Here is a 25,030-nt window from a genome sequence, read left to right on the forward strand (position 1 = left end):
TAATCACACGTAGCTCGTGAAAAGTCTATTAGCCTGTTCATGTATCTTTTTCAAATCTTCCTCTGCTAGACCGGCATCCGCTAGTTTCTCTAAAAGACCCGCTACAAATGAAAGCTTTTCTCTGTTTTTCAGATCAACGATCATTTCATCGAGTTCAACCTGTTCAACAGTTACACCCGCCTGTTCAAATAATTCCTGTGCATAAGGATTTGATTTGTAATCCTCAGCATAATAAACCGTTTTGATACCAGCTTGAATGATAGATTTGCAGCATTGAATGCATGGATAATGCGTTACATAAATCTCCGCTCCATCAGTCGGCACTCCGAACTTAGAGCATTGAAGAATTGCATTCATTTCCGCATGAATCGTTCTTGCGCAATGATCATCTATCATCAGGCATCCTTCATCTGCACAATGCACGCCGCCCGCGATTGACCCGTTATAGCCTCCAGCAATCATGCGTTTGTCTCTGACTATAGTAGCGCCGACAGACAATCTCGGGCAGGTGCTGCGCAGCGCCAGTAAATGGCTTTGAGCCATAAAGTATTGATTCCATGAAATTCTTTCCACGTTGTTCCCTCCAAATGTTGTGTTGCCTGACCTTTAGTTTACCTATCAATATGCATGACCGTCAAATCACTTTACTGTAATGGAAGACTTTATTTTCTCAAACGACTTTTCACCGATTCCTGAAACCTTCGTGATATCTTCAATTGTCTGGTAACGCCCATTTTCTTCCCGGTATGCAATAATAGCTTCAGCTTTGGATGGCCCCACCCCTGAGATGCCTTGTAATTCCTCCAAGGTTGCAGTATTGATATTTACCAGCGCCCCCTTCCCTCCATCACTTTGGATGGCGCCTCCGACTCCTTGCTGCACCGCTGTCTCCTCACCCCTTTTAGGGATGTACACCACTGTCCCGTCCTGCAGCAGCTCCGCCAAATTCACTTGCATTTCGTCTGCTTGTTCACTGGTCCCGCCGGCTTTCTCAATTGCCTGAGATAATCTGTCCCCTGTTCGCATTTCATAAACACCAGGATGCTTAACAGCACCTTTGATGTCAATCACAATCGTTTCGTTTGACTCGTCTTTGAATGCTTCCTGCTTTACCTCCGTATTTTCTGTCTCAGTTGATACAGTCTGCTTCATCGGTTCTTTGTTTTTCCCACTGGCCAGGAAGAAAATAACCGCTATGAAAACAGCCGCAGAAGCCGCTAAAATAATTGCTTTCTTATGCTGGTTCAACCAATTCATCGTGCATGTTCCCCGCTTTCGTCATATTTTATTTTGGTAACACATATGGTTTAGAGGATAATAGCTAAAAGGAGGGGAAACCATTGAAGATAGGCTTTATCGGCACAGGAAATATGGGTACGATCCTTATAGAATCATTTATTGAATCAAAAGCAGCCGATCCCTCAAACATGACAATCACAAACCGCACAATTGAAAAAGCGTTGCACATAAAAAACCGCTACAACAGCATAAACGTAACAGAAAGTCTGGAAAAGCTTGTATCTGAGAATGAGATGATTTTTATTTGTGTTAAGCCGCTTGATATATACCCTTTACTTGCAAGAGCGTTACCTTATTTGAGAAAGGATCATATTCTCATTTCAATTACAAGCCCAGTTCAAACCGAACAGCTCGAACAGTATGTGCCATGTCAAGTAGCGCGAGTGATCCCAAGTATTACGAACAGGGCGCTGGCAGGCGTTTCTCTCGTCACTTTCGGCACAAGCTGCGGAGACTCTGCAAAAGCGAAAATCAATGAGCTGATGAAGCATATCTCTCATCCGCTGCAAATTGAAAGTGACATCACGAGGGTGGCATCAGATATCGTAAGCTGTGGTCCCGCTTTTATGAGCTATCTGATTCAGCGGTTTATAGATGCAGCCGTTTCTGAAACGTCAGTGTCCAAACAGGACGCCATTCTGATGTGTAAGGAAATGCTTGTCGGAATGGGGAAACTGTTAGAAACCGAATTGTATACCCTGCCTGCATTACAGGAAAAGGTTTGCGTTAAAGGCGGAGTGACCGGAGAAGGCATTAAAGCGCTGGAAAGCGGTGTGCAGGATATGTTTCACCGGGTATTTCAAAATACTCATTTGAAGTACGAAGAGGATATATCCGCAGTGAAGAAGCAGTTTCATGTGTAGACGAGTATGTCATACGTTTGTCTGTACTGCAAAAGCATAAAAAAGCATTTTAAAAAACCATCGTCTTAGGAAACGATGGTTTTTGATTTCTGCGCCTTGAAAAATAGGCGTTCTGATTGTGCTGATGGCTCTGAATCCGTAAAATCAGCTGTCACGCGATGAAGCTGAAAGCCGCAGCTCTTCAGCATTTCTTCGTATTCATCCACTGGGAATGTTCTTTGCTCGTGCGTCTCATCAAAGCGGTCATACGCTTCTCCGTTCCACACAAAAAACGACATGTCATGAATGACAGACAGCTCTTCACTTCCGGCAAAGCTCTGCCAAATATAGCTGATATCTTCGTCCTGGTCAGCAAATGTGCTATCCGGAAAGACTTCGGCCATTTTATAAGATGAATGAACATCAAACAGCAAAATGCCTTCGGGCTTCAACACCCGAAATACACTTTTAAAGGTTTCGATTACATCATTTTTCGTTTTTAAATAATTTAACGAGTCACAGCATATCGCAACAGCGTCAAACTGGCCGTCAAAGCCGGTAATCTCTCTCATATCCTGCTGCAGAAAAAGAATAGGCTGGTTACTAGAGACCTTTTGCTGGGCATAGGAAAGCATTTCTTCACTGAGGTCGATCCCCGTGACCTCGAAGCCTTTTTCGGCAAGCCGGATTGAGATTTCTCCCGTGCCGCATGCCAAATCGAGGATACGTCCTTTTTCCGGGAGAGATGCTTCAACCCACTTTGTCCATTGATCGTAAGGTGCGTGTGACATTAACTCGTCATACACGCTTGCAAAGCCTTGGTAAATCATTGGTTCATTCCAAGCTCAAGATCTGCGAGCGGAGCGTCTCCCCACAGCTTTTCAAGGTTGTAGTAGCTTCTTTCGTCCTTGTGGAAGACATGGACAATCACATCGCCAAGGTCAACGAGCACCCATCTTGCTTCATCGAAGCCTTCCATCTTTTTGACTTGAATGCCGTTTTCTTCAGCCTGATCCTTGATTTCACGGGCGATCGCCTGCACCTGTTTATCTGAATTCCCGTGGCAGATCAGAAAATAATCAGCAACCAGAGAAATGCCTTCCATATCCAGTGCTAAAATATCCTCTGCCCGTTTATCATCGCAAGCCGCAGCTGCGATCTTTAAAATGGACTTTTGATTCATTCACAAATTCCTCCTGTTCAGTTGCCAGACACAAGCCAGTTATATGTTGAAAATGTATCTGGAAAAACCGGTTGATTTTTTTTCATAAGAAACATCATGGTATTTTTGATGGATTGAATCAGCGCTTGATTCAAATCTGTCTCAGCAAGCTTACGCACCTCATCGACCCCAGGAAATGCCCGATTGGGCTCAATGTAATCGGCAACGTAAATGACTTTTTCTAAAAGTGTCATGCCAGGCCGCCCAGAGGTATGATACCTGATGGCGTCAAGAATGTCTTCATCTTGAACCCCCGCTTCTCTTTGGACCAAATAAGCGCCGACCGGAGCGTGCCACAGCTCCGGATTATGATCCAATAAATGCGAAGGCATTTTTTCACGCGCAATAATTTGTTTCAGCTCTTCTTTCGGACGGAATTTGGCGTAATCATGAAAAATAGCCGCTGTTTCCGCTTTTTTAGGATCGGCTCCAAAACGCTCCGAAAGTTCGATCGCCGTGTTCATCACGCCAATCGTGTGGATATATCGGTGTTCGGTCAATTGCTGCTTAACGCATGCAAGTGCCTCCTCACGATTCATATAAACCATTCTCCTCTACATACTTCTTCACTTTATCAGGGATTAAGTAGTCAGTGGGCTTCTTGCTTTTAAACCGTTCCCTTATCATAGTTGATGATACCTCAAATTCCGGAACGTCTGCAAAGAGAAGCGGATAAGGGGTTTCAATATGAAAACCGGGGCGCTTTACTCCAATAAATTGAATGAGGTTCAGCAGCTCGTCCAGCTTATACCATTTCGGCAAATATTCAATCATATCAGCACCGATAATAAAGAACAGCTGATCATTCGGATAACGCTGCTTCAGTAAAGTAACGGTATCAAAGGTATATGAAGGCCCTTCTCTTTCCATTTCAGCCAGCTCCAGCTTAAAGGACGGATTAGACTGAATCGCAAGCTTCAGCATTTCCACGCGATGAAAGCTGTCCGTATAGTCCTCGTCCTGTTTATGCGGCGGAATTTGATTGGGCATAAACCAAATTTCATCAAGCCCCGCTTGATACAGCACCTCATTGGCCATTAAGAGGTGACCGTTATGCGGAGGATCAAACGTGCCTCCGAAAATTCCGATTTTCTTCATTTCAACCACCTTTAAGGAAGCTCGATTTGTTTATTTTCCTTTGATTCTTTATATAACACAATCGTATTGCCGATTGTCTGCACCAATTGAGAGCGGCTTCCTTTTACCAGGGCTTCCGCTACATCGTTTTTATCCTCTTCGCAATTCTGAAGAACACTGACTTTAATCAGCTCTCTCGCTTCAAGCGCCTCAGCAATTTGCTTAATCATGTTGTCGTTTACTCCGCCTTTACCTACTTGAAAAATCGGCGTTAAATGATGCGCTTTTGAACGCAAAAAACGTTTTTGTTTACCTGTTAACATTCTGTTCCTCCTAATTTTCCTATGACAATTGATCTCATTTTTTCAATATCAGGCTCTTGTCCAGTCCACAGCTGGAAAGACAATGCTGCCTGTTCAACAAACATGCCCACTCCATCGAGTGTTTTCAGGCCTTTTTGGTGTGCTTCTTTTAAAAGAGCCGTCTGAATTGGATTATACACGATATCACATACGACGGCACTGCTTGCAGCACGCTGTAATGAAATCGGCACATCGTCCACGTTCGGATACATGCCCACAGACGTTGTATGGATAATTACATCATACTGCTCAAGCCGTTCTTCTGCTTCTTTTATGCTTAACACTTCTTTATTGTGAAACGAGGGAGTGGATTCTGTAAGCTGCTTTGCTTTTTCCAACGTCCGGTTGCAAATGTCAAACTTTTTCGGGACATTGCGGGCAATTGTTGTAAAGATGGCTCTTGCCGCCCCGCCCGCGCCGATCATTAAGAATGACAGTTCAGAGATGGGCTTGTCCAATACCTTCATTAATGACTTCACAAAGCCTTCCCCGTCGGTATTGTATCCGACAAGTTTGTCTCCCTCTCTTCTGACCGTGTTTACGGCACCGATCACTTTTGCACTATCGTCAATATGATCCAGATAATCCATAATGGAAACCTTATGCGGAACAGTGACATTGATTCCATGTACGCCGAGTGCTCTTATTCCTTTTACCGCATCTTCCAGATCATCCTCTTCTACTTTGAAGGCATGGTAATGTCCGTCTAGACTGAGATCTTTCAATGATGCGTTATGAATATCAGGTGACATGGAATGGCCAATCGGATTTCCGATAACCCCGTACAGCTTTTTCATACTCCTCTCCCCTTTTCATTAAATTAATGAGCGCCGAACAAATACGTGAACGCCTTTTGGCGCGTAAGCAGTTACTTTTTTATCGGCGTCATGCACTGTTACCCAGCCTAACCCTGAGAAAACGATATCTGTCTTTGTGTCTTTTATCGTAAACGTATGGGCGACCAATTCCGGAAACTCATCCATTTCATCTTTTCCCGGAGGTGTGAGCAATTCCCCTGCATGCTTTTCATAAAGTGCATCTGCATTTTCCAGTTTTGTTCTATGAATCATCAGCTCATTCGGCATATAGCAAATAAAAGGAGACCTTTCCCCTGACACATAATCAAACCTTGCAAGTCCGCCGAAATACAGTGTTTGCTGATCATTAAGCTGGAATGTGCGAGGTTTCAGCTCCTTTTTAGGAGATAGTATTTTCAGGTCCTTTTTATTGACATAATGCGCCATTTGATGGTGGTTGATAATTCCCGGTGTATCATAAAGCGCTGAGCCGTCGTCCAGCGGGATTTCAATTGCATCAAGGGTTGTGCCAGGAAATTGGGATGTCGTAATAATATCTTCTTCACCTGACACTTCTTTAATAACCCGGTTAATAAAGGTTGACTTCCCTACATTGGTACATCCGACAACATAGACGTCTTTACCGTTTCGATAATGCTCAATCGCATCAATTACTTCTCTGATCCCCTGGCCGCGTCCCGCACTGACCAAAAACACGTCAACCGGTTTTAAGCCAAGCTCTTTCGCTTCACGCTTCATCCACTGGATCAGACGCTCCCTTTTCAAAGACTTAGGCAAAATATCCGCTTTATTGCCAACCAATAAGATAGGGTTTCCACCCACTAAGCGTTGCAGCCCATTGATCCAGCTGCCGTTAAAATCAAAAATATCAACAATTTTAACAACAAGAGAATCCGTTTCCCCAATACCGTGAAGAATGTTTAAGAAATCATCATCCGTTAAGGAAACATCTTGTATTTCATTATAGTTTTTCAGTCTGAAGCAGCGCTGGCAAATCACATTTTCTTTCGTAAGCGATGCAGGCGGCGCGTATCCCAGACCTGTTTTGTCCTCGGTTTGGATTGTAACTCCGCAGCCGATACAAACAACCTTATCCATTTCTTACTCCTCCCACTGAATGTGCCCTTTTCGTTTGAGAGCACTAAGTATTCTGCGTTCGACCTGGCGGTTAAAGCGCGTAATGAATCCGTCAGAAGAAGCGACAGGCACGACCAAAATTGTATGGTAGCCATTTCGGTTTCCTCCGAGTACATCAGTCAGCAGCTGGTCTCCGATGACAACGCAGTCCTCTTTTTTCAGCTCCATATTGCGCACCGCTCTGTTAAAGGCTTTGCCCATCGGTTTTCTTGCTTTATAAATGAATGGGATTCCAAGCGGTTCTGAGAAAAGTTTTACTCTTCTCTCATTATTATTAGAGACAATTGTCACTTTAATGCCGTGCTCCTTCATTTCTTCAAACCACTCGATCAAACGCGGCGTCGCGTTCGGTCTGTCCCACTCAACAAGCGTATTATCCAGGTCAGTAATAATTCCTTTTACATTTCGTTCCTTTAATTTCTCAGGTGTAATATGAAAAATATTTTTTACAAACTCGTCAGGTAAAAAAAACTTTTTTAACAAAACCCGCACCCTTCCCTTTTCTTTCTCTCAAAATGATTGTCGAAAAAAATCGAACTTGCGCCTAAAGAAAAACTGAGCAAAAAAATTTCGACAAAAATTGGGTTTCTTCACCAGGTGTGGATAAAATTACACACACTATCCACTCTTATTACATCACTCTTTAGACAAATTATAAACACGATACTCACAAGTTATCCACTTTCTGGTGTGGATAACAGAACGATTGTTCTTATATGCAATTCATGGTAGATTAAAGATAACTTCAGCCACAGATGAACGCAACTTATCAATGTATGCGTTAAAATCATGAATGATTCCAACTTTTAAGGAGGTGTCTCTCCCATTAATTGGGTTCCTAGCATGAGAAAACTGTCTGATGAATTACTAATAGAATCTTATTTCAAAGCCACCGAAATGAATTTAAACCGTGACTTTATCGAGTTAATTGAAAACGAAATAAAAAGAAGATCGCTCGGACATATTATTTCCGTATCTTCTTAATAGGAACTTGTCTATTTTTTCCGGGCGTATTTCCTTTTTTTACTCAGATGACTGATATTATATCACTTCGGTTACGGGCTTTACTACTGTTTTCAGTAAAAAACACCCCTAAAAAGAGGTGTTTTAAAGAGCTGGTTACTATGCTAACCAATATATGCCGCCCACAACCAGGAGAACAACAACTAAAACAACGATAAAAGCGTATCCATATGCTCTGCCTGCGCCATACATGTGAAGCGCCTCCTTAAATAAGGTTTATAACAGCCTATGTAGGAGAAATAAAACGGCTTAGGCCGTTGTTCGGCTCAGTACTTCAAAACCTGCCCATCTTGTATTCCTTCATATACAATCCTTGCCCCTTTAGGTGTCATATGATTGCCTGAAGGATCTATCAGACCGGATTGGATAAGCGCTTCATCAGTTGCTTTTCCGCCGTCTGCTTCTATAAAATGCTTCCAGTTGTCTACAAGAGGGACATCCAGGCGCTTCGACACATCTCTTGTAATATCGTTGTATGAGTTGTGCCATTTCCTCGCCCCGCCTTTCGGTTCAAAAGCAGCTGCTTTATATCTCGAATAGTAAAACAGATGATGCTTCCCGTTTCCTTCAATAATTGGGATACATGTCATTAGGATGGGCTTGATCCCGTGTTTTCTGCTTTCTTTAATAAAATAAACCAGATTTTCTCTAAAACGCTGCTTCGACACTCGCGGTTTCCCCTCAGTCAGTATCGCGGCATCATTCGTGCCGAACATAATAAACAAATGCTTCGGTTTTTGATCCAGAACATCTGTCTGAAACCGCAGACGGGCATCCTCTGTCGTCTGTCCGCCGATTCCCGCATTGAGTATATCAAGCTTTCCGCGCTCAGCCGTTTTTAATATATTGACCCACTGTTGTGCTTTTGGATAATCGCGATAATCCCAATTAGAGCCTCGCGTATTGCTGTCACCAAATGCTACAACGTCTTCATATCCCCTTCCTTCGCATCCTGCTGTAACAAACAGCAGAAGAAAAAGGATAAAAAAATGCTTCATCTTTACACCCCCAAAAGCCTTACCTTAATGTTATACCTCTGTTTCCCTTCATTCAACGAAGAGTTTTTTTCGTTATCACTATTGTTAACGTGTCCCCCTCTATGAAAATCATTCTTTTAATGCGGCATATCAGGTGATTCTTTTCAAATTCCCTTCTCCTCAATCTAAAAAACACGCAATTAATAGGAAAGAAAATAACCTGAATCCACACTGGAAACAGGCTATCCCTTAAGTCCCACATTCACTTTAACTTCGATTTGAGCTTGGCCTTCGTTCTTGGTCCATAGATACCGTCTGCCGTTAATCCGTTCATGAGCTGAAAACGCTTGACGGCATTCGCTGTTTTCGGTCCATAAACCCCGTCTATTCCATTATTTTTGGCGCCCTTATCAGGATAAAAATGAAGCGCGGCTAAAGCCTTTTGCAGCTGCAGGACGTTCGTGCCCTTTCGATAAGGCGAAGTGAGTTTGATAACCCCTGACGGCAGCGGATATGTTGGAGATGACTCCTTTGGAGGCGTATTGGAGGAAGAAATTCCGTTTATAAAAGAACTCCACTGATCCAAGAGTTTTCGCGGACATTCTTTCCCGGACCATTTTTTATGGGGAACGACATGTTTCAGCGGAATATTGTTTTCCTTCATTAGTTTTCGGATCAGCCACTGGGCATTTGCTGTTGCTTTTTCAAAATCGCCGTCAGCATTTTCGCAGATTTCAATCCCAATCGATTTGCGGTTCCCTGTCCCATTTGTGCCGTCACCCGCATGCCAGCCGTTTTCATCTATCGGGAGATGCTGATAAATGACTGAATCGTCAACTGTATAATGCCAGCTTTCAGATGTGCTTGGATTTTTCACATAATTGGCATGCATTTTCGCATCCGCGCCTTTTGCGGTATTCGCCGTATTATGCACCGTAATGTAAGCTGGTGTCATCGCATAGCCAGGACGATTATCGTTCGATGCCGGTATAAAATCCTTTTTTATCGTGACCATTTCTATCCCTCCCTACTATTAAGAAATGCAGAAAACAGAAAGTTGGACAGCCTATTTTACAAGATAAAAAAGAATTGTGTTCCTAATCTAAACACGGTTTTCAGTTGAACCGCTGAAATGACACCAGTTATACTAATCCTAGATGACGGAGATTTTGGCTCCTGACATCACCTTAGTTGGGAGTGACCATAGAAATGTTAAAAAAGATACTAGGTATCATCGTGATGATTACTATCATTGCAGTCGGTTTTTTTCAGAAAAAAGCTTGGCTTGATGCAATCAAAGCAGGAGGGCTGTTTTCTGTTTTATTCAGTATGCTGCTGATTGCCGCTGATGTCTTTTTTCCAATTGTGCCGTTTGCTTTGGTTGCCGCTTTAAATGGCGCTGTGTTCGGAATGGCCAATGGGATTTGGATTACATTAACTGGCTCAATGCTTGGTACAATGATGCTGTTTTTTTTCGCCAGGTACAGCTTTAGAGACTGGGCCAGAAAAAAAGTTCAGGCCTATCCTGCCATCCAAAGCTACGAGGCTTCCTTCCACAAAAATGCTTTTGCCGCTGTTTTACTAGGAAGACTCATTCCGGTTATTCCTTCTCTTGTCATGAACGTAATATGCGGACTGAGTCAGGTTCGCTGGCATGTTTTTTTCTTCGCGTCTTTCATAGGAAAAATCCCGAATATTATCGTTGTCACTATTGCAGGCGCTCATTTTACCAGCAATAAATTACTGTCTTTCAGTATTTACGGAGCCTACATTCTGATCATGATGCTGATCATTTATAAAAAGTTCCCTCATCTGCTGAAAGTGCAAAAAAAATAAGGAGGCCTGTTCGCCCCCTTACTTTTTCTCTGTCGCATGGCCTCCGAATTCATTTCGAAGCGCAGCGACAACCTTTCCTGTAAACGTATCGTTTGTTAAAGAACGGTATCTCATCAGCAGCGACATAGCGATCACCGGAGTTGCCGTCTGCAGATCAAGCGCGGTTTCCACCGTCCATTTCCCTTCACCTGAGGAATGCATAATGCCTTTGATCTGATCCAGCTTCGCATCTTTAGAGAACGCTCGCTCAGTCAGCCCCATGAGCCAAGAGCGAATGACAGAGCCATGATTCCACACTCTCGCAACCTTTTCGTAGTCAAAATCAAATTGGCTGTTTTCAAGCACTTCGAATCCTTCACCGATCGCCGCCATTATTCCGTACTCAATGCCATTATGGATCATCTTTAAGAAATGTCCGCTTCCCGCTTCACCTGCGTATAGATATCCGTTTTCGACAGCAGTATCCCGAAACAGCGGCTCTACAATCTCCCATGCTTCGGGGTCACCTCCCACCATAAAACAGGCTCCATGGCGCGCACCTTCCATTCCGCCCGACGTTCCGGCATCGAGATAATGAATACCCGCTTCTTTCATTTGATTGTAGCGGCGAATCGATTCTTTATAATGAGAGTTTCCGGCTTCAATGACAATATCGCCTTTGCTTAATAAAGGTGTCACATCACGCAAAACAGCATCGACAACGCCATGCGGCACCATAACCCATAGTATACGCGGCGTGTCTAATGAAGAAATCAACTCTTTTAGATTCGTTGTCCCCTCAGCCCCATATGCTTTCAGTTCATCAACAGCCGCTTGGTTTACATCATACCCGACCGCTTGATGATTGCGGTCTATGAATTGCTTTCCTATGTTTATGCCCATTTTCCCTAAGCCGATTAATCCGATTTTCATGTCTGTTCCTCCTGGTTGTCTAAAAAGCCTTTACTCTTTATGTTCCCTTTGAAATGTATTGTGATACGCAAAAAACAAAAGGCTTACAGGATTTCACTGTGCCTTCCTCCATTTTAATTTGCGTTGTTCAGCATCAGATTTTTTTCCGAAGCGCTTTATCGATTTTACTTGCACGACTGCAAAATCAGGTGCATTTCTTATGTTTTTGTTCCCCCATTACCGACTCTCCTTTTATAACAAAAACCATCAGTTTATCCTTGATTTACCACCACTTTAAGTTAAAATATGGGAAGAGAATTCGATTTTTTCAGTAAAGAAGGTGACATGTTGCGCGATCAATCTCACACTCTCATTGGAGTTACGAAAACCACTGCATACTTTTTATACGCCTTACTTGCAATCATCGGACTTACAATCGGGTATTTTATCCCGCAATTTGCGAAATGGGCATTATCCCTCCCGTGGATTCCTTTTGAAGGACCGCTCCGGCTGGTCACCTCTTTTCAGGCAGCTGCATTTATTACTGCCCTGCTCGGAATGTCTGCGGGGATTTGGTTCGCTTACTCTGTTATTGCAATGCTGTTGTCTGTAAAGATAACAGATGACACAGTGGAATTAACCAAAGGAAAGAAAGTACAGACGATTCGTTCCGACGACATCGCTCTTGTGTTTATCGATCACAAACGGCTTGTCCTCTTAGGAACAGCCGGATATGAATTAGTACGGGAAGAAATTGATGAAAAACCAGTAAACGTCGAGAAGGCCTTTAGACAGCATCATTACGAATGGTCAACAGATGGTGATCCGTTTAAAGATCAATTTCGCCGGTGGATACCTGATGCACCAGACCTCTCGCCAGGCGCCCATGCTTTATTGAAAGCTCGTCACCATGCACTGAAAGACGAGGAAACAGACGATGTGGAAGAATTCCGTCTCGAACTGGCACAGCTGGGTATCGTTGTTCGAGACGAAGGAACACGCCAGTATTGGAGAAAAGCACAAACCTATCCTCCGAACATTCAGCATCGCGAAGGAACGTAACAACAGAGGCTCAAGAAAGAGCCTCTTCTTGATTACTGCACAATAAAGAGCACTCTGGTGCCGTCAGGATAACCGCTCATTTGATTCCCTACCCACGAGCCGGCCCCGCGATTATCAGAAGGCGTGACATATCGGACATCAGCTCCTGCGCCGCCTTCCTCACAAACCGCCATCGGCCACTCATCCCGATCATAGCCCGGCTTCGTCGGAATTCCTTTTAATGATTCCTGCCGCCTTTTGTCCGCTCCATCCCTGTCGATGGTGCAAATATCAGAATGACCATCTGCAATCGCATCTTTAATATGATCCCCCGTTTCCGGATAACGAGACAACGGAAAATACAACACTTTGTCATACAAAGAAGCGCCTTGGATCTGTTGCGGAACCATTAAACAAAGAAGAACTGCTGCAGCAAGAAACAGGCCTGCCATCCATTTTTTCATTCTCATCCCCCCATACATTTGTTCATTTCAATGTATGGGCGCTTGATAAAGATTATTTTTAAAATTTGAAATTCATATGCTGCTTACAAAAGCCAAGCTCCCCTGCGAGAAATTTCCCGGTACAGACACAGACAGCCTCCCGCTCACATACATTTACATATAGGCTTTTGCCTACATACTTTTGTGGAGGTGACGATGGTGACAGGTGTTTTCGCAGCGCTCGGCTTTGTTGTTAAAGAGCTTGTCTTTTTAGTATCTTACGTGAAAAACAATGCCTTTCCACAACCGCTCTCAAGCAGCGAGGAAAAAAAATACTTAGAGCTCATGGCTAAAGGGGATGAACATGCCAGAAACATGCTGATTGAGCATAATCTTCGCTTGGTCGCCCATATTGTGAAAAAGTTCGAAAATACAGGTGAAGATGCAGAGGACTTAATCTCCATCGGAACAATCGGGCTGATCAAAGGAATTGAAAGCTATTCCGCCGGAAAAGGGACAAAGCTGGCGACGTATGCCGCGCGGTGTATTGAAAATGAAATCCTCATGCATTTGCGCGCATTGAAAAAAACAAAAAAAGACGTTTCCCTTCATGATCCGATCGGGCAGGATAAGGAAGGGAATGAAATAAGCCTGATTGACGTTTTGAAATCAGAAAACGAAGACGTGATAGATACGATCCAACTCAATATGGAGCTTGAAAAAGTGAAACAATACATTGACATTTTAGATGACCGTGAGAAGGAAGTGATTGTCGGGCGGTTTGGGCTTGATTTGAAAAAGGAAAAAACGCAGCGTGAGATTGCCAAAGAACTCGGTATTTCGCGCAGCTATGTATCGCGGATTGAAAAGCGGGCGCTGATGAAGATGTTTCATGAGTTTTACCGGGCGGAGAAGGAAAAGCGGAAGAAAGCGAAGGGGAAATGATTTGGGGAGGCCGGGTTTAACATTCCGGCTTTTCTCTATTTCATTAAAGTTTCTTTTAAAAGAATTAGAGAAAGAATATATGAAAGAGTTATAAAAATCATTTTTTGTCATCACTGATAAGCTCTCCGAGAAAGACGGTCAGGATCGTAACAAATGACTTGACTTATAAGTCCCTTGCTTGCATCCTCCCTCAAGCGATTCAAAGCCGGACGTTCTAAAAGCTCCCCAGAAAATCCTTCATCGGCATACTTCAGCACATCTTTAGTCCCTGCTTTCTTTATACAGGCCTCAATCTGGCTGTCGATGCTCGACCCCTTGATCGCTTGTTCCTCGGTTGATACCCTTACATATATTGCTATCACCCTGGATCTCCTTCCTATAAAGTTTTATTAAATAATGATAGCAATCGTTAATGCATTTGTCAGCTTGCGGTCCCTCGATGATTTTCACCTTCATAAAATGCATCACCCCTTGGGTAATGCTATGTAATAACTGTTTGTCCTAATGAGGTGATTTTAAATTTAAACTACAGTTCTATTAACGTTTCAATGAATATGCAAACAAATAACAAAACACCGATAGTTTGAAACAATCGATGTTTTGTTGAGACATTTCTATACTCCTTAGATCCTCAAGGAAAGATTTTATTTTCTTTTCAAAGCCTATTAAATCAACATTCGCTTATTATCGTTTACAAAGATTTATTCTTATTTGAGAGTAAAAATGGGAGTAGTGTTTTCATTTCAGCTAATTAATGCAATTTAAACATTACAAATTTTTGTTGAAGGGACTATTTAAGAAAACATGAAAGAAAGAGGGCAAGAATTAGAAGAAACCCTGGTATATAACAGAATAATGCCCCTATTGTAAATAAAAAGCTACCACATTAGTAGCCTGATCTTAAATTAACTTGCTTTTCGAATTAAGATTATCCTTATTCGATAGTATTAAAATAACCAGTGATAAACAAAAAATCCCTCTCTTGAAAAGTTTGGGCTTAAGGGCTTGTATAGGTTAAAGAAATCATTAAGTACACTTTTTCGTCTGAACGGTTTATGTACGTATGAATCTCTTCACCTTTAAATTTAATGACGTCCCACTTGTTTAGTTGGTGTTTTTCCTCTCCAACTTTCATTTCCAATTGACCATTTAATACAAGTACGATTTCTTCAGATCCAGCCAAATGTGTCTCACTGTACTCACTGTTTGGATCGATACATGCTCTATACCATTCAACCGTGCCAAGTGCCTTAAACAATGGGTTGATAAACCAATCATTATTTTGTCCCGCAAAGTGATGGGGAGGCACAAATCGGTGTACTTCAATTTCCTCTTCAAAAGTTAGTAAAGATGCTAATGGAATATTTAATCCTCTACATATTTTCCATAAGACATTTATTGTTGGGTTCGCTTCGCCTCTTTCAATTTTACCCAGAGTTAATTTACTGACATTGCTTAAGTTAGACAACTCTTCCAAGCTAATTTTTTTACTTCTTCGAATTTCTCTAAGTTTAATCCCTACCTGATTGGATAAGTCAATATTTTCTTCCTTCACTTTTTCACACCTTTCGCATTGATTCTATCCACAAAATATATTATAGTATACCAAAGATGTAACTATAGTATACATTCAAACAAAAAAGTTAACTATATTATATCAAATAATCATCTAAAATCATAAAAGGAGCGTTTATAATTATGAAAAAAAAGGGAAACATTTATATAATTTGGAGCATCTTTTCTTTGTTTGTTATATCCATGAGCTTACGTGCTTCCATTACATCAATCTCTCCAGTTTTAAAAACTATTCAGTCAGACTTACAAATGTCTAATGTTTCGGTTAGTTTACTTACAGCCCTCCCAGTTTTTTGTATGGGGGTATTTGCTCCTGTGGCTGCAAAGCTTAGTCAACGATGGGGAATTGAATTGACCATTGCATTTTCAGTCTTATTAATTGGACTAGCAACAGCGTTGCGCTTTATGGCAACCTTCCCTTTTCTATTATTAATGACAGCTGTACTTACCGGAATTGGGATTGCAATAGCCGGTCCACTTATCTCTGGATATATAAAAAAACAATTTCCTAAATATTCATCTTCAATGATTGGTGTTTATTCAGCTGGCATGGGCGTTGGAGCATCCTTAAGTTCTGGGTTGGTAGTGCCCGCTATGCATTCTTTTAATAATTCTTGGAACATCGCTTTAGCAATATGGGCTTTATTCGCTGGAATTGGAATAATTGTTTGGATGCCAATCATTAAAAAATCTAAACTAAAGAAAAGTGTAGAAGGGGAGTCTGTAAAACAAAAAAACCAATTACCTTGGAGAAATCGATATGCATGGCTGCTAATGGTGATTTTTGGCCTACAGTCTGGCATGTATTATTCTTTTGCAACATGGCTAGCTCCAAAAGTACAAGAAGTAGGTTTTAGCGCCACATATGCAGCAACAACTGCTACTGTTTTTTCAATCATACAGATGATTTTCAGCTTCATCATCCCTATTTTAATTAATAATAGTTCAAATAGAAAACCTTGGATTATTCTATGTTCTTTATGTTATTTTATCGGGATAATCACGTTAATAGCTGGAAGTATATCACCCATTATTAGTGCTATTTTGACTGGGATTGGTGCCGGAGGGTTATTTCCAATAGCAATGATCCTTCCTTTAGACGCAACAACTACACCAAGAGATGCTAGTCAATGGACTGCTATGATTCAATTCGGTGGTTACATTATAAGTGGCGCTGTCCCTATACTCGTCGGGGCTGCAAAAGATATGACAAACTCTTATAATTTTGCATTCTTATTATTACTTTTTATTTCAATCATATTAATGCTATTAACTTTAAAGGTTAGGAAGAAGAAAGAATTTAATTTTCAAATAAATAAGTTGAAAACAACAAGTATGTAATATTTTTAACACATTAAAAACTATCTGACATCTAAACCCAGCTTCTCTATTGTAAAGATGAAGTTGGGTTTATCATTTGGAAAATTACTCAAAACTATGTTATGCACCAACTCGATCTGCGGCAATTTTGAATCCATCCTTAAGCGAATCAAAGCCGGACGTTCTAATAGATTACAACACCGTTCATTGTTTTCTTACCCAGTTTCTGGTTGCCAGCATCTACGTTTACGAACTTTACCCCTACGCTATTAAGTTTTTCAGCTACAGATGGCATGATCAAAGAAATATTTTGATCATTATGAAAAGAAAGAGCAGCACGTATAGGTGTTATAATTCTCTCTGCTGAAAATTCCTTTAGTGCGATGGCTGCATATTCAATAAATTCATTCATATCTACTAGTTTTTTTGTTCATCTGCGTTTATGATTAACATGCTTCCTTCATCTCCATTCCTATTTATGTTCTTGTTTAACCGGTTAAGATGTTAAAGAACATAATCATATTTCTTTAACTCCCTATTTTTCTATCTCTATCTGCTATATTCATTTGATCACTATTCATTTCTTCTTCAACTTCATCATAGTCAATGATTGCTTTAGGCAAAGCTGTGTACTGACTCCAGATGAAAGCTAAAAGAGCAATAGCTCCTACACTAATAAGGTCAAAAGGATTTTTCAGAAAACCGATTCCTCCAAATGATCCTAAATAAGAAACAATCATCATTCCTAGATAAAAAGCTAACATCCACCATACAGACTTTAATTGCTGTTTAAAGCTAACATCCTGAACAGGAACTCTCTTTTTAGAAGCACAGTAGAAAAGAAACATTAAAAATTGAACACCTAAAATCCATGACACTGTTTGCCATCCGGCCCAGTATACGATAAAGGCAGTAAAGATAAATGCCAATGGAGCTACTATCTTCATACCTCTAACTCGATAAGGCCGCTCAACATGTTTGGCATTCTTTCTTAAAGCTCCAGCAGAAACTGGTGCAATGGCGTAAGAAAGAATAAGAGCTACTGAACACACGTTGACTAAAGTATTCCAAGAAGGGAATGGTAGTGTCCAAAAAACTGACATTATAAAGGTTAGAAACAGTGATGCTTGGGGTACACCGGTTTTATTATTAATTGAAGCGAACTTTTTAAAGAAAGTTCTGTTTTTCGCCCATGCATACATTAAACGGGAAGTTGTAGACATATATATGTTTCCATTTCCACCAGGAGATATAATTGCATCTAATGCTACTAAATTAGCTAACCAACCTAGGCCAAGGATAATGGCTATGTCTTTGAAAGGTAAACTAAATTCTTTATGGATATCCCCCCAACCATTTGTCAGCATATTAGTAGGAATACTGCCTATAAAAGATAGTTGTAAAAGCAGATATATGACTGTTGAGACAATAATCGTTAGAATTAAAGCAACTGGTATCGTTTTTTTAGGATTTTTCACTTCACTGGCAGCTGCAACAATTGGATGTAAGCCAAGATAAGCAAAAATAACACCGCCAGCTGATATAGCTGACTGAATACCATATGTACCAAATGGTGCAAATCCTTGAATAGTGTAATTTGCTTCATTAAAGTGCATAAACAAAATAACAATAATTAGTATAGGAACGATATATTTAATAAACGATATTAATGTATTGAATTTAACAAATGCTTTTACGCCCCTAAAGTTAAGGAAGAAAAAAGCAGCCAGTAACATAAATTGTACAAACCAGCCAAAAAGAGTGGGAGAATCTGAACCTTCAATTGTTAATGAAGGCCACCAAAATGTGGCATATTGACGAACTGCCACAACCTCAAGTGCAATAAGACTTGTATAGGCAATGATTGTGATAAAAGAAATCATATACCCCACTAGAGGTCCATGAGAATATACAGGATACCGTATTATACCTCCAGCTCTTGGCAAAGAAGAACCGAGCTCTGCATATACAATTCCAAGGACCAAGATGATCAAACCAGCGATAAGCCAAGAAATCCAGCCAGCTGGCCCTGCCATAGAGGCAACATTACTTACAGCAAACAGCCATGCTGATCCGAAAATGGCCCCTAAACCTATCAAGAATAGATCTAGTAAGGATATTTCTCTTTTGAATTTCCCGTTCATATAGTTATCCCCCCTGTTTGTCTCTAAGAAATTAATTAATCTGAAAACCCATCATTTATGAGTCACAAAGTATCCCCATATTAGGTGAAGTTTAGAAAATTGCCTTTGAACTCGTGACATCAGCGATAAACAACCTACCTATTTTAATAAAAAGCCTTCCTTATACGGATCAGTTGCCTCCAATGAGAACTTATGAATCCCAGTCATCCACGCAGCTCCTGTAATTTTAGGTATGATAGCTCTAAAATTCCCAACCTTCGTATAGTCAATGACTGTCCCTTTAAACGTGGAGCCAATGATGCTTTCCTGAATGATGTACTCATCCGGTTTAAGTTCTAATGTTGATAGCTTGGCGCATGTACCTGTTCCACAAGGGGATCTGTCGATTTGTCCATCTCCAAACACAACTGCATTCTTATAATGATTCTTGCCTAACTCTAAACTAAATTCGACGAGATCAATTTTATTTATTTCTGGTATGTTGGGATGCCTGATGTTTAATTGTTTATTTGCAGCCTTTCTAATGGCCATACCGAGGGTTGCTATTTTGTCTTGTTCTTCAATGTTAAGTTCAAGACTTAGCTGTGCGGCATCGACTATTGCAAAAAAACTTCCTCCGAAGGCTACATCTATCGTTATATTGCCAATGTCTTCAACGAATATGCTTTTATCCTTTTCTAATAAAAATGCTGGCACATTAATGAAAGATACTTCTTTCACTTTTTCATTATCATAGACTACATGGCATTCAACTATTCCAGAAGGCGTATCAAGTAAAACTTTGTCCTTTCTGTCAATTAGGCCATTATTAATGGCAATTGTAATAGATGCAATTGTTCCATGACCGCACATATTCAAATAACTGTCGCTATCCATAAATAAAACACCAAGGTCGCATTTTGAATGACACGGCTCAGTTAAGATGGCACCAAACATATTGAGATGCCCCCTTGGTTCATGCATAAGAAGTTTACGGATATGGTCCATTCTAGCTATCATAAAATGCTTTTTTTCCATCATAGACTTACCTTGGATCTTTGGTATTCCCCCTACTACTATTCTTGCTGCTTCCCCCATGGTATGAGCATCAATAGTCTCAATATAACTTTGCAGTAATTCCATTAATCGATAACCTCCAATTTACAAATTTAAAAGGATACCAATTAATAATGCAAATATTGTGCCAATTTTAAGTATTGGTATTAGTGACGTAATTGCAACTCTTTCGCCAATTGATTACAATAAAATCGTTAATTAACTTTACATTTTTGTAAACAAAGTGACATTTACACTTTACAACCATTTCCTCAAAAGGATGTATGCCATGAAAGATATATCAATCGAGCATTTGCTCTATTATTTGAATACATTAATAGAAACCAGCTCTGATGCGATTACAATTATCAATTCGTCCGGAAAAGTAGTTTATTGGAATTCACATGCACAGGAAATGTACGGGATACCGCTTGAAGATATCAAAAATAAGAAGATTAGTGATTTTTTCAAAAAAGAGGATTTGAAACTGTTAGAAATACTAGAAACCAATAAACCGGTCTTTAATGTCTATCATCAGCCTAGGCCTGATAAACATGTATTAATAAGCTCTTCCCCTATTTTCGATGAAAAGGAAGAATTAATAGGAGCCATTTCAATAGATCAAGATATAACGAATATTGTAAAGTTAAACGAAAAATTGACATTGCAGACTACGGAGCTACAGAAAATAAAGCAGCAATATAAATTACAAAAACATTTAGATCCTTTATCTGAAATAAAAGGACATAGTGCTGCTATACAAAATGCAAAGGGATTGGCGCTGAAGGTGGCAAAAACTGATGCTACGGTTTTAATTTATGGGGAAAGTGGAGTTGGAAAAGAACTTTTTGCGCAAGGCATCCATGAAGCCAGTTTAAGAAAGGAGCAACCATTTATTCCAATTAACTGCGGTGCGATCCCAGAAGCCCTTTTTGAAAGTGAATTTTTCGGCTATGAAAAAGGGTCTTTTACTGGTGCCCACAAATCTGGAAAACCAGGGAAAGTGGAAATGGCTGATGGCGGCACTTTATTTTTAGATGAGATTGGCATGCTGCCGCTCGATATGCAAGTAAAATTATTAAGGATATTGCAAGAGAGAGAAGTGTATCGGATAGGAGGAAATACGGCCATAAAAGTTGATATCAGAATTGTTGCGGCAACTAATAGCCACCTAGAGGAAATGGTCAAAAAAGGAGCATTTCGTGAAGACCTATATTATCGTTTAAATGTTGTTACTCTGAATATTCCTCCTCTCCGAGATAGAAATGAAGATATTTCTCTATTGGTTAAAAACTTTGCACAAGAATATTCAACAAAATATCAAAAAGAAACACCGGCTTTAATGGATTGCGCAATGGAATTGTTTACAAGCTATAGATGGCCTGGGAATGTCAGAGAACTTAGGAATGTAGTAGAAAGAATGATTATATTTACGGATAAACTAAATATTAGCGCTGAGGATATTAAAAATGTGTTTCCTGTGGTGACCATAGATAAAAATATAAATAAAGAAGGATTAGCCCATGAGAAAGCTTTATTAGAAAAAGATAAGATCAGGGAAGTTTTAAAAGAAACGTATGGAAATAAAAGTGCTGCAGCTAAAATACTTGGGATTTCAAGGGTAAGTCTTTATAACAAAATAAAACAATATAATATTAAAATATAATGATAATCTGCTTTACACTCATATTCATAATATTATTCACACCCGATAACAATCGAAGCAACTTATAGCTTATACAGCGAAAAACTCTATAAATTTACTAATAATCTATTTACAATTAATATTGACATCAATTGGGGAAATTTATATAATCATCGGGGATATTAAGCAACCCTCTCAAATGATTTTTTAAGATGTTCTTTTAATTGAATAAATTATTTTGAGGAAAGTAGAGAAATAAATAAGTATCGTAATTCTTTCGTCTTAGAAATTGATTATGTTTTTAACATAACAATATCTGAGACGTTTTTTATTATTTTTTATAAAAAGCCTATAGAAAAGGAGGTTCTTATAATGAAAAATATTTACAAAGATGTTCTTTTAATTATTGTGGGAACATTTCTAATTGCTGCGTCTATTGAGTTTTTTGTTATTCCAAATAAATTAGGAGATGGCAGCACAGTTGGTATTGCTTTGGTTTTATATTATTTATTTCATATTCCAACTAGTATAAGTACGTTTCTAATAAACCTTGTTTTCATCGCTGCAACTTATAAATTCTTAACTAAGAAAACGATCCTTTATACCACATTCGGGGCCATTATGACGTCTGTTTTCCTTAAGATTGTCAGCTTTATTCCATTTGCCATCCATGACATCATGTTAGGTATTGTGTTTGGAGCTTTATTAATGGGTGCAGGGCTAGCCATGATTTTTATTGCAGATGGTTCTACTGGAGGAACCACTCTTATGGCTTATTTGTTAAATTATACGAAAGGATATAGTATTTCAAAAAGTTTATTCTATATGGATAGCTTCATTATATTCGCCTCCATATTTGCTGTAGGAATTAATAACACATTGTACACGTTTATTTTTGTTTATTTGTGCGTTAAGATCGTAGATATCATGATTGAAGGTTTTCATAATAAGAAAGCAATGACCATTATGTCAGATCAATATGAAAAAATTGCTCAGTTCATTACTAGTGAGTTCGGCAGCGCCGCAACTATTTTTTATGGATATGGTTATTACGCTAATAAAGATAAACGTATTATCTATGTTGTCATTAAAAAGAATGAGTTGCTAAGAATGAAGAAGAATGTTCAAGACATTGATCCAAACTCCTTTATTGTTATCCATGAAGTGAAAGAAGTGGTAGGCGGGAAGTTTGGATTGATGAGCAATAAGTTAGCTAAAAAGGCAAATTAAAATGGTTGACCGTGGTTTAATTTTTGGAGAAGATTCATAGTAGAATAGAGGAAAAGTATAGGGAGTGTTTGATAAAAAAGTACACTCCTGCCTCAATAAAGTGGAAGCTTATCACTAATTATAAAAGTCTGTTATTTCAAGCATTTTAAGTCATTCATTACACTCAATTACACGAGTTTATATTCGTTTGGCGCAAAACAAAATGGGAACTGTTTTAGATTATAAAGAAATCACTGAAACTTGTGTATTATATGCGTTCTAAACAATTGACCGTCCCGTTTAAATCTTTACATGTTTAGTATCGAATGCACCTTTAGCTATAATAGTCATATAGTCATCACAATCAAACACCCGTTTATCAAGACTAAATTAAAAAAGTCCTTAAAAAATATAAAAGAGCACATATTTCACATGAATAATATGTGCTTTTTATTTCTTCAATTGAAGCGTCCGATTGTTGAATAAACCACTCTTCCTATTTATGATTCAGTTCACCTTAACGTTATAAATGAGTTTTTTCTACTATCCTCTTATTTGGATATATTGATTGAGCCAACATGTTTATTACTTACTGTTCTCTCTTGATGGGATGCAGCTAGCAAGTAATCTGACTCCATTTTCAATTTCTTCAATTGATAATCCACCAAATCCCAACATGATATAGGAATCACCTTCGGGATTTGGATTAAGCCAAAACCTTGACGGAGAATAAACTTTGACACCTTTTTGTAAACCAGCTTTGGTCAACTCGAAGGCTGTTACGCCTTTTAGTTTTAATAAGATATGTAAGCCTGACTTTTCTCCAACAATTTTTACTTGAGTACCCATATACTGTTCAATGCTCCTTAGCAGAGTCTGATGTTTTCTTTGATAAATCTTGCGCATTCTTCGTATATGCCTCTCGAATTCCCCGGATTGCATAAACAGGGCCATAGCCCTCTGAATAATAGGAGAGGCAGATTGTTTGTAAGCTGCGAACTTTCGTGAATATTGAACCATTAGAGAAGATGGAAATACAATATAACTTAATCGGGCTGAAGGTAGAAATGATTTAGAAAATGTACCTAAATAAATAACCCTTTCCTCTTCATCCAAGGATTTCAGTGACGGAATCGGCTGTCCCCTGTATCGAAACTCGCTGTCATAATCATCCTCAATAATGTATCCCCCAGTTTGATAAGCCCATTTTAATAATCGCATTCTTTTCGATACGGACATAATCATACCAAGTGGGAATTGGTGAGAAGGCGTTAAATACACGGCTTTTGCCTTGCTCATTTGAATATGTTCCATTGACAATCCATCCTTTTCAAGAGGTACTGGTTCAATCTGGCATCCCTGGTCTTCTAAGACTGATCGAACTCCACTGTAACCGGGTTCTTCCATGGCCACGATTTTTTCCTGGAGTGCTAAAAGACGGCAGATTAACGCCATGGAGGCTTGTGTTCCGGCCGTTACAAGAATCTGTTCTGGTGTGGAGCGTACACCTCTGGATTGCAGTAGATAGTTTGAAATCTCTCTCCTCAATGCAAAGTCACCCAGATTTTCCCCATAATGAAATACTTGATCAACTGCGTCTGACAGACATTTTTTCCACTGCTTCAAGGGAAACTTGTCAAGATCGATGTTCCCATATTTAAAATCCACAAGGACCTCGCTTGATTGTATACTTTCCAACCTGATAGGATGTTCCACTACAATCGGATGTAGTAAAGGTTTCTCAATCTCAGCTACCCATATTCCACTTTTAGGGACACTTTCTAGGTACCCCTCTGATTGTAGCTGCTGATATGCTGTCTCAATCGTATTTCGGCTAACCTTTAAATGAGCCGTTAGTTGACGAATTGATGGCATCTTCATTCCTGGCAAGAGCCTACCTTCCTCAATTTCATTCTTAATCCAATGATACAATTGACTATATAATGGCTCGGACGACTTCCTATGTAAAAATGGAGTAATTTCCACTGTTAACCCTCCATCTGTCCCTATTGTTTTTTAAAATTCTGTCACTTTTATTAGGTACAGAAATTCTCTAAAATGATTTTATCATTTATAAAGAAAGTTGGGATAAAAAAAATGCATAAGATCCGCCAACAAAATTAATATGTACAGATAATAAGAGGATTGCTTTTACTCAAGATACGATCGGATAAATTGTTTGGGTTATT

Annotated in this window: 26 protein-coding genes and 4 pseudogenes; 9 read left to right on the top strand and 21 right to left on the bottom strand. The window is 39.7% G+C overall.

What is annotated here, in order from left to right; all coding sequences use genetic code 11:
* Positions 1-3: 3 nt before the first annotated feature.
* Together AC0C66_RS05635 and AC0C66_RS05640 are read right to left on the bottom strand one after the other, a co-directional pair.
* Positions 4-573: a ComE operon protein 2 gene (locus AC0C66_RS05635; protein WP_061186853.1), complete on the bottom strand. Its 570-nt coding sequence runs from the start codon at positions 571-573 to the stop codon at positions 4-6.
* 66 nt (positions 574-639) lie between these two features.
* Positions 640-1,257 (bottom strand): helix-hairpin-helix domain-containing protein, encoded by a 618-nt coding sequence (locus tag AC0C66_RS05640; protein ID WP_072183542.1) that lies wholly within the window; start codon positions 1,255-1,257, stop codon positions 640-642.
* 83 nt (positions 1,258-1,340) lie between these two features.
* Here AC0C66_RS05640 and comER point away from each other — a divergent pair, with 83 nt between their 5' ends.
* The gene (comER, locus tag AC0C66_RS05645) at positions 1,341-2,162 is read left to right on the top strand and encodes a late competence protein ComER (protein ID WP_072183541.1); all 822 of its coding nucleotides are present in this window, start codon (positions 1,341-1,343) and stop codon (positions 2,160-2,162) included.
* 65 nt (positions 2,163-2,227) lie between these two features.
* Here comER and AC0C66_RS05650 read toward each other — a convergent pair whose 3' ends face one another.
* From AC0C66_RS05650 to AC0C66_RS05685, 8 genes are read right to left on the bottom strand one after another with little or no spacing between them, the layout of a single operon-like run.
* A complete protein-coding gene (locus AC0C66_RS05650; protein WP_072183540.1) occupies positions 2,228-2,971 on the bottom strand; it encodes a class I SAM-dependent DNA methyltransferase in 744 nt (247 codons plus the stop codon).
* On the bottom strand, positions 2,968-3,324 hold the full coding sequence (gene rsfS / locus AC0C66_RS05655; RefSeq protein WP_003237112.1) for a ribosome silencing factor: 357 nt from the start codon (positions 3,322-3,324) through the stop codon (positions 2,968-2,970). Before rsfS ends, AC0C66_RS05650 begins: the two co-directional genes overlap by 4 nt.
* Positions 3,325-3,341: 17 nt before the next feature.
* Positions 3,342-3,902: a bis(5'-nucleosyl)-tetraphosphatase (symmetrical) YqeK gene (gene yqeK, locus AC0C66_RS05660; protein ID WP_072183539.1), complete on the bottom strand. Its 561-nt coding sequence runs from the start codon at positions 3,900-3,902 to the stop codon at positions 3,342-3,344.
* Positions 3,892-4,461 carry a nicotinate-nucleotide adenylyltransferase gene (locus AC0C66_RS05665; RefSeq protein ID WP_014114477.1) on the bottom strand — a complete coding sequence of 190 codons (570 nt, stop codon included), beginning with the start codon at positions 4,459-4,461 and terminating at the stop codon, positions 3,892-3,894. Before AC0C66_RS05665 ends, yqeK begins: the two co-directional genes overlap by 11 nt.
* 11 nt (positions 4,462-4,472) lie before the next feature.
* The gene (gene yhbY / locus AC0C66_RS05670; RefSeq protein ID WP_003226133.1) at positions 4,473-4,763 is read right to left on the bottom strand and encodes a ribosome assembly RNA-binding protein YhbY; all 291 of its coding nucleotides are present in this window, start codon (positions 4,761-4,763) and stop codon (positions 4,473-4,475) included.
* The gene (aroE, locus tag AC0C66_RS05675) at positions 4,757-5,599 is read right to left on the bottom strand and encodes a shikimate dehydrogenase (protein ID WP_072183538.1); all 843 of its coding nucleotides are present in this window, start codon (positions 5,597-5,599) and stop codon (positions 4,757-4,759) included. The genes yhbY and aroE overlap by 7 nt, the downstream gene beginning before the upstream one ends.
* 18 nt (positions 5,600-5,617) lie before the next feature.
* Positions 5,618-6,718, bottom strand: a complete 1,101-nt coding sequence (gene yqeH / locus AC0C66_RS05680; RefSeq protein WP_014114480.1) for a ribosome biogenesis GTPase YqeH — start codon at positions 6,716-6,718, stop codon at positions 5,618-5,620.
* A 3-nt stretch (positions 6,719-6,721) separates the two neighbouring features.
* A complete protein-coding gene (locus AC0C66_RS05685) occupies positions 6,722-7,240 on the bottom strand; it encodes a YqeG family HAD IIIA-type phosphatase (RefSeq protein ID WP_003226126.1) in 519 nt (172 codons plus the stop codon).
* A 360-nt stretch (positions 7,241-7,600) separates the two neighbouring features.
* Here AC0C66_RS05685 and sda point away from each other — a divergent pair, with 360 nt between their 5' ends.
* The gene (sda, locus tag AC0C66_RS05690; protein WP_003226124.1) at positions 7,601-7,741 is read left to right on the top strand and encodes a sporulation histidine kinase inhibitor Sda; all 141 of its coding nucleotides are present in this window, start codon (positions 7,601-7,603) and stop codon (positions 7,739-7,741) included.
* A gap of 305 nt (positions 7,742-8,046) precedes the next feature.
* On the opposite strand, the gene AC0C66_RS05695 is transcribed toward sda, so the two are convergent.
* A complete protein-coding gene (locus AC0C66_RS05695; RefSeq protein WP_003226118.1) occupies positions 8,047-8,778 on the bottom strand; it encodes an SGNH/GDSL hydrolase family protein in 732 nt (243 codons plus the stop codon).
* Between the two features lie 241 nt (positions 8,779-9,019).
* Entirely contained in the window at positions 9,020-9,772 is a 753-nt protein-coding gene (locus AC0C66_RS05700) for a peptidoglycan recognition protein family protein (protein WP_072183536.1), read from the bottom strand.
* Positions 9,773-9,966: 194 nt separating this feature from the next.
* Between AC0C66_RS05700 and AC0C66_RS05705 the strand changes: the two genes are divergently transcribed.
* Positions 9,967-10,593 carry a TVP38/TMEM64 family protein gene (locus AC0C66_RS05705; RefSeq protein ID WP_461845617.1) on the top strand — a complete coding sequence of 209 codons (627 nt, stop codon included), beginning with the start codon at positions 9,967-9,969 and terminating at the stop codon, positions 10,591-10,593.
* 18 nt (positions 10,594-10,611) lie between these two features.
* Here the strand turns inward: AC0C66_RS05705 and gnd are convergent, their stop codons facing one another.
* Positions 10,612-11,505 (bottom strand): phosphogluconate dehydrogenase (NAD(+)-dependent, decarboxylating), encoded by an 894-nt coding sequence (gene gnd, locus AC0C66_RS05710; protein ID WP_079287983.1) that lies wholly within the window; start codon positions 11,503-11,505, stop codon positions 10,612-10,614.
* Between the two features lie 324 nt (positions 11,506-11,829).
* On the opposite strand from gnd, the gene AC0C66_RS05715 reads away from it, so the two are divergent.
* Positions 11,830-12,546: a YqeB family protein gene (locus AC0C66_RS05715; RefSeq protein ID WP_461845618.1), complete on the top strand. Its 717-nt coding sequence runs from the start codon at positions 11,830-11,832 to the stop codon at positions 12,544-12,546.
* 32 nt (positions 12,547-12,578) lie between these two features.
* Here AC0C66_RS05715 and nucB read toward each other — a convergent pair whose 3' ends face one another.
* Positions 12,579-12,989, bottom strand: coding sequence for a sporulation-specific Dnase NucB (gene nucB, locus AC0C66_RS05720; RefSeq protein ID WP_014114486.1), 411 nt, complete (start codon positions 12,987-12,989; stop codon positions 12,579-12,581).
* A gap of 195 nt (positions 12,990-13,184) precedes the next feature.
* On the opposite strand from nucB, the gene sigK reads away from it, so the two are divergent.
* Both sigK and AC0C66_RS05730 read left to right on the top strand, forming a co-directional pair.
* On the top strand, positions 13,185-13,913 hold the full coding sequence (gene sigK, locus AC0C66_RS05725) for an RNA polymerase sporulation sigma factor SigK (protein ID WP_013308023.1): 729 nt from the start codon (positions 13,185-13,187) through the stop codon (positions 13,911-13,913).
* A gap of 75 nt (positions 13,914-13,988) precedes the next feature.
* Positions 13,989-14,070: pseudogene (locus AC0C66_RS05730) on the top strand (hypothetical protein); the annotation flags it as partial.
* Here AC0C66_RS05730 and AC0C66_RS05735 read toward each other — a convergent pair.
* From AC0C66_RS05735 to AC0C66_RS05745, 3 genes and pseudogenes are all read right to left on the bottom strand, one after another.
* Positions 14,036-14,233, bottom strand: a pseudogene (locus AC0C66_RS05735) (recombinase family protein); the annotation flags it as partial. The pseudogenes AC0C66_RS05730 and AC0C66_RS05735 overlap by 35 nt on opposite strands.
* Positions 14,191-14,369 (bottom strand): annotated as a pseudogene (locus tag AC0C66_RS05740) (hypothetical protein). The pseudogenes AC0C66_RS05740 and AC0C66_RS05735, both read right to left, overlap by 43 nt.
* A 541-nt stretch (positions 14,370-14,910) precedes the next feature.
* Complete coding sequence (locus AC0C66_RS05745; protein ID WP_072183647.1) at positions 14,911-15,468, bottom strand: helix-turn-helix domain-containing protein; 558 nt, start codon at positions 15,466-15,468, stop codon at positions 14,911-14,913.
* 143 nt (positions 15,469-15,611) lie between these two features.
* On the opposite strand from AC0C66_RS05745, the gene AC0C66_RS05750 reads away from it, so the two are divergent.
* Positions 15,612-16,829: an MFS transporter gene (locus AC0C66_RS05750; RefSeq protein ID WP_456520338.1), complete on the top strand. Its 1,218-nt coding sequence runs from the start codon at positions 15,612-15,614 to the stop codon at positions 16,827-16,829.
* A 169-nt stretch (positions 16,830-16,998) separates the two neighbouring features.
* On the opposite strand, the pseudogene AC0C66_RS05755 reads toward AC0C66_RS05750, so the two are convergent.
* The 3 genes and pseudogenes from AC0C66_RS05755 to AC0C66_RS05765 all read right to left on the bottom strand — a co-directional run.
* Positions 16,999-17,261: pseudogene (locus AC0C66_RS05755) on the bottom strand (ornithine cyclodeaminase family protein); the annotation flags it as partial.
* 74 nt (positions 17,262-17,335) lie between these two features.
* Complete coding sequence (locus AC0C66_RS05760; protein WP_456520339.1) at positions 17,336-18,952, bottom strand: APC family permease; 1,617 nt, start codon at positions 18,950-18,952, stop codon at positions 17,336-17,338.
* Between the two features lie 138 nt (positions 18,953-19,090).
* Positions 19,091-20,074, bottom strand: a complete 984-nt coding sequence (locus AC0C66_RS05765; RefSeq protein WP_072183577.1) for a proline racemase family protein — start codon at positions 20,072-20,074, stop codon at positions 19,091-19,093.
* Positions 20,075-20,276: 202 nt separating this feature from the next.
* Here AC0C66_RS05765 and AC0C66_RS05770 point away from each other — a divergent pair, with 202 nt between their 5' ends.
* Entirely contained in the window at positions 20,277-21,653 is a 1,377-nt protein-coding gene (locus AC0C66_RS05770) for a sigma-54 interaction domain-containing protein (RefSeq protein ID WP_072183578.1), read from the top strand.
* A 351-nt stretch (positions 21,654-22,004) separates the two neighbouring features.
* A complete protein-coding gene (locus AC0C66_RS05775; RefSeq protein WP_456520340.1) occupies positions 22,005-22,862 on the top strand; it encodes a YitT family protein in 858 nt (285 codons plus the stop codon).
* Positions 22,863-23,426: 564 nt separating this feature from the next.
* Here AC0C66_RS05775 and pdxR read toward each other — a convergent pair.
* A complete protein-coding gene (gene pdxR / locus AC0C66_RS05780; RefSeq protein WP_456520341.1) occupies positions 23,427-24,827 on the bottom strand; it encodes a MocR-like pyridoxine biosynthesis transcription factor PdxR in 1,401 nt (466 codons plus the stop codon).
* Positions 24,828-25,030 lie beyond the last annotated feature (203 nt).

Source organism: Bacillus sp. VA13, from assembly GCF_055710085.1.

Excerpts from the sequence above, each read along its gene's own strand:
- AC0C66_RS05640 (WP_072183542.1), bottom strand. The coding sequence starts at position 1,257 with ATGAATTGGTTGAACCAGCATAAGAAAGCAATTATTTTAGCGGCTTCT.
- AC0C66_RS05650 (WP_072183540.1), bottom strand. The coding sequence starts at position 2,971 with ATGATTTACCAAGGCTTTGCAAGCGTGTATGACGAGTTAATGTCACAC.
- rsfS (WP_003237112.1), bottom strand. The coding sequence starts at position 3,324 with ATGAATCAAAAGTCCATTTTAAAGATCGCAGCTGCGGCTTGCGATGAT.
- yqeK (WP_072183539.1), bottom strand. The coding sequence starts at position 3,902 with ATGAATCGTGAGGAGGCACTTGCATGCGTTAAGCAGCAATTGACCGAA.
- AC0C66_RS05665 (WP_014114477.1), bottom strand. The coding sequence starts at position 4,461 with ATGAAGAAAATCGGAATTTTCGGAGGCACGTTTGATCCTCCGCATAAC.
- yhbY (WP_003226133.1), bottom strand. The coding sequence starts at position 4,763 with ATGTTAACAGGTAAACAAAAACGTTTTTTGCGTTCAAAAGCGCATCAT.
- aroE (WP_072183538.1), bottom strand. The coding sequence starts at position 5,599 with ATGAAAAAGCTGTACGGGGTTATCGGAAATCCGATTGGCCATTCCATG.
- yqeH (WP_014114480.1), bottom strand. The coding sequence starts at position 6,718 with ATGGATAAGGTTGTTTGTATCGGCTGCGGAGTTACAATCCAAACCGAG.
- sda (WP_003226124.1), top strand. The coding sequence starts at position 7,601 with ATGAGAAAACTGTCTGATGAATTACTAATAGAATCTTATTTCAAAGCC.
- AC0C66_RS05695 (WP_003226118.1), bottom strand. The coding sequence starts at position 8,778 with ATGAAGCATTTTTTTATCCTTTTTCTTCTGCTGTTTGTTACAGCAGGA.
- AC0C66_RS05700 (WP_072183536.1), bottom strand. The coding sequence starts at position 9,772 with ATGGTCACGATAAAAAAGGATTTTATACCGGCATCGAACGATAATCGT.
- AC0C66_RS05705 (WP_461845617.1), top strand. The coding sequence starts at position 9,967 with ATGTTAAAAAAGATACTAGGTATCATCGTGATGATTACTATCATTGCA.
- gnd (WP_079287983.1), bottom strand. The coding sequence starts at position 11,505 with ATGAAAATCGGATTAATCGGCTTAGGGAAAATGGGCATAAACATAGGA.
- AC0C66_RS05715 (WP_461845618.1), top strand. The coding sequence starts at position 11,830 with ATGTTGCGCGATCAATCTCACACTCTCATTGGAGTTACGAAAACCACT.
- nucB (WP_014114486.1), bottom strand. The coding sequence starts at position 12,989 with ATGAAAAAATGGATGGCAGGCCTGTTTCTTGCTGCAGCAGTTCTTCTT.
- sigK (WP_013308023.1), top strand. The coding sequence starts at position 13,185 with ATGGTGACAGGTGTTTTCGCAGCGCTCGGCTTTGTTGTTAAAGAGCTT.
- AC0C66_RS05750 (WP_456520338.1), top strand. The coding sequence starts at position 15,612 with ATGAAAAAAAAGGGAAACATTTATATAATTTGGAGCATCTTTTCTTTG.
- AC0C66_RS05760 (WP_456520339.1), bottom strand. The coding sequence starts at position 18,952 with ATGAACGGGAAATTCAAAAGAGAAATATCCTTACTAGATCTATTCTTG.
- AC0C66_RS05765 (WP_072183577.1), bottom strand. The coding sequence starts at position 20,074 with ATGGAATTACTGCAAAGTTATATTGAGACTATTGATGCTCATACCATG.
- AC0C66_RS05770 (WP_072183578.1), top strand. The coding sequence starts at position 20,277 with ATGAAAGATATATCAATCGAGCATTTGCTCTATTATTTGAATACATTA.
- AC0C66_RS05775 (WP_456520340.1), top strand. The coding sequence starts at position 22,005 with ATGAAAAATATTTACAAAGATGTTCTTTTAATTATTGTGGGAACATTT.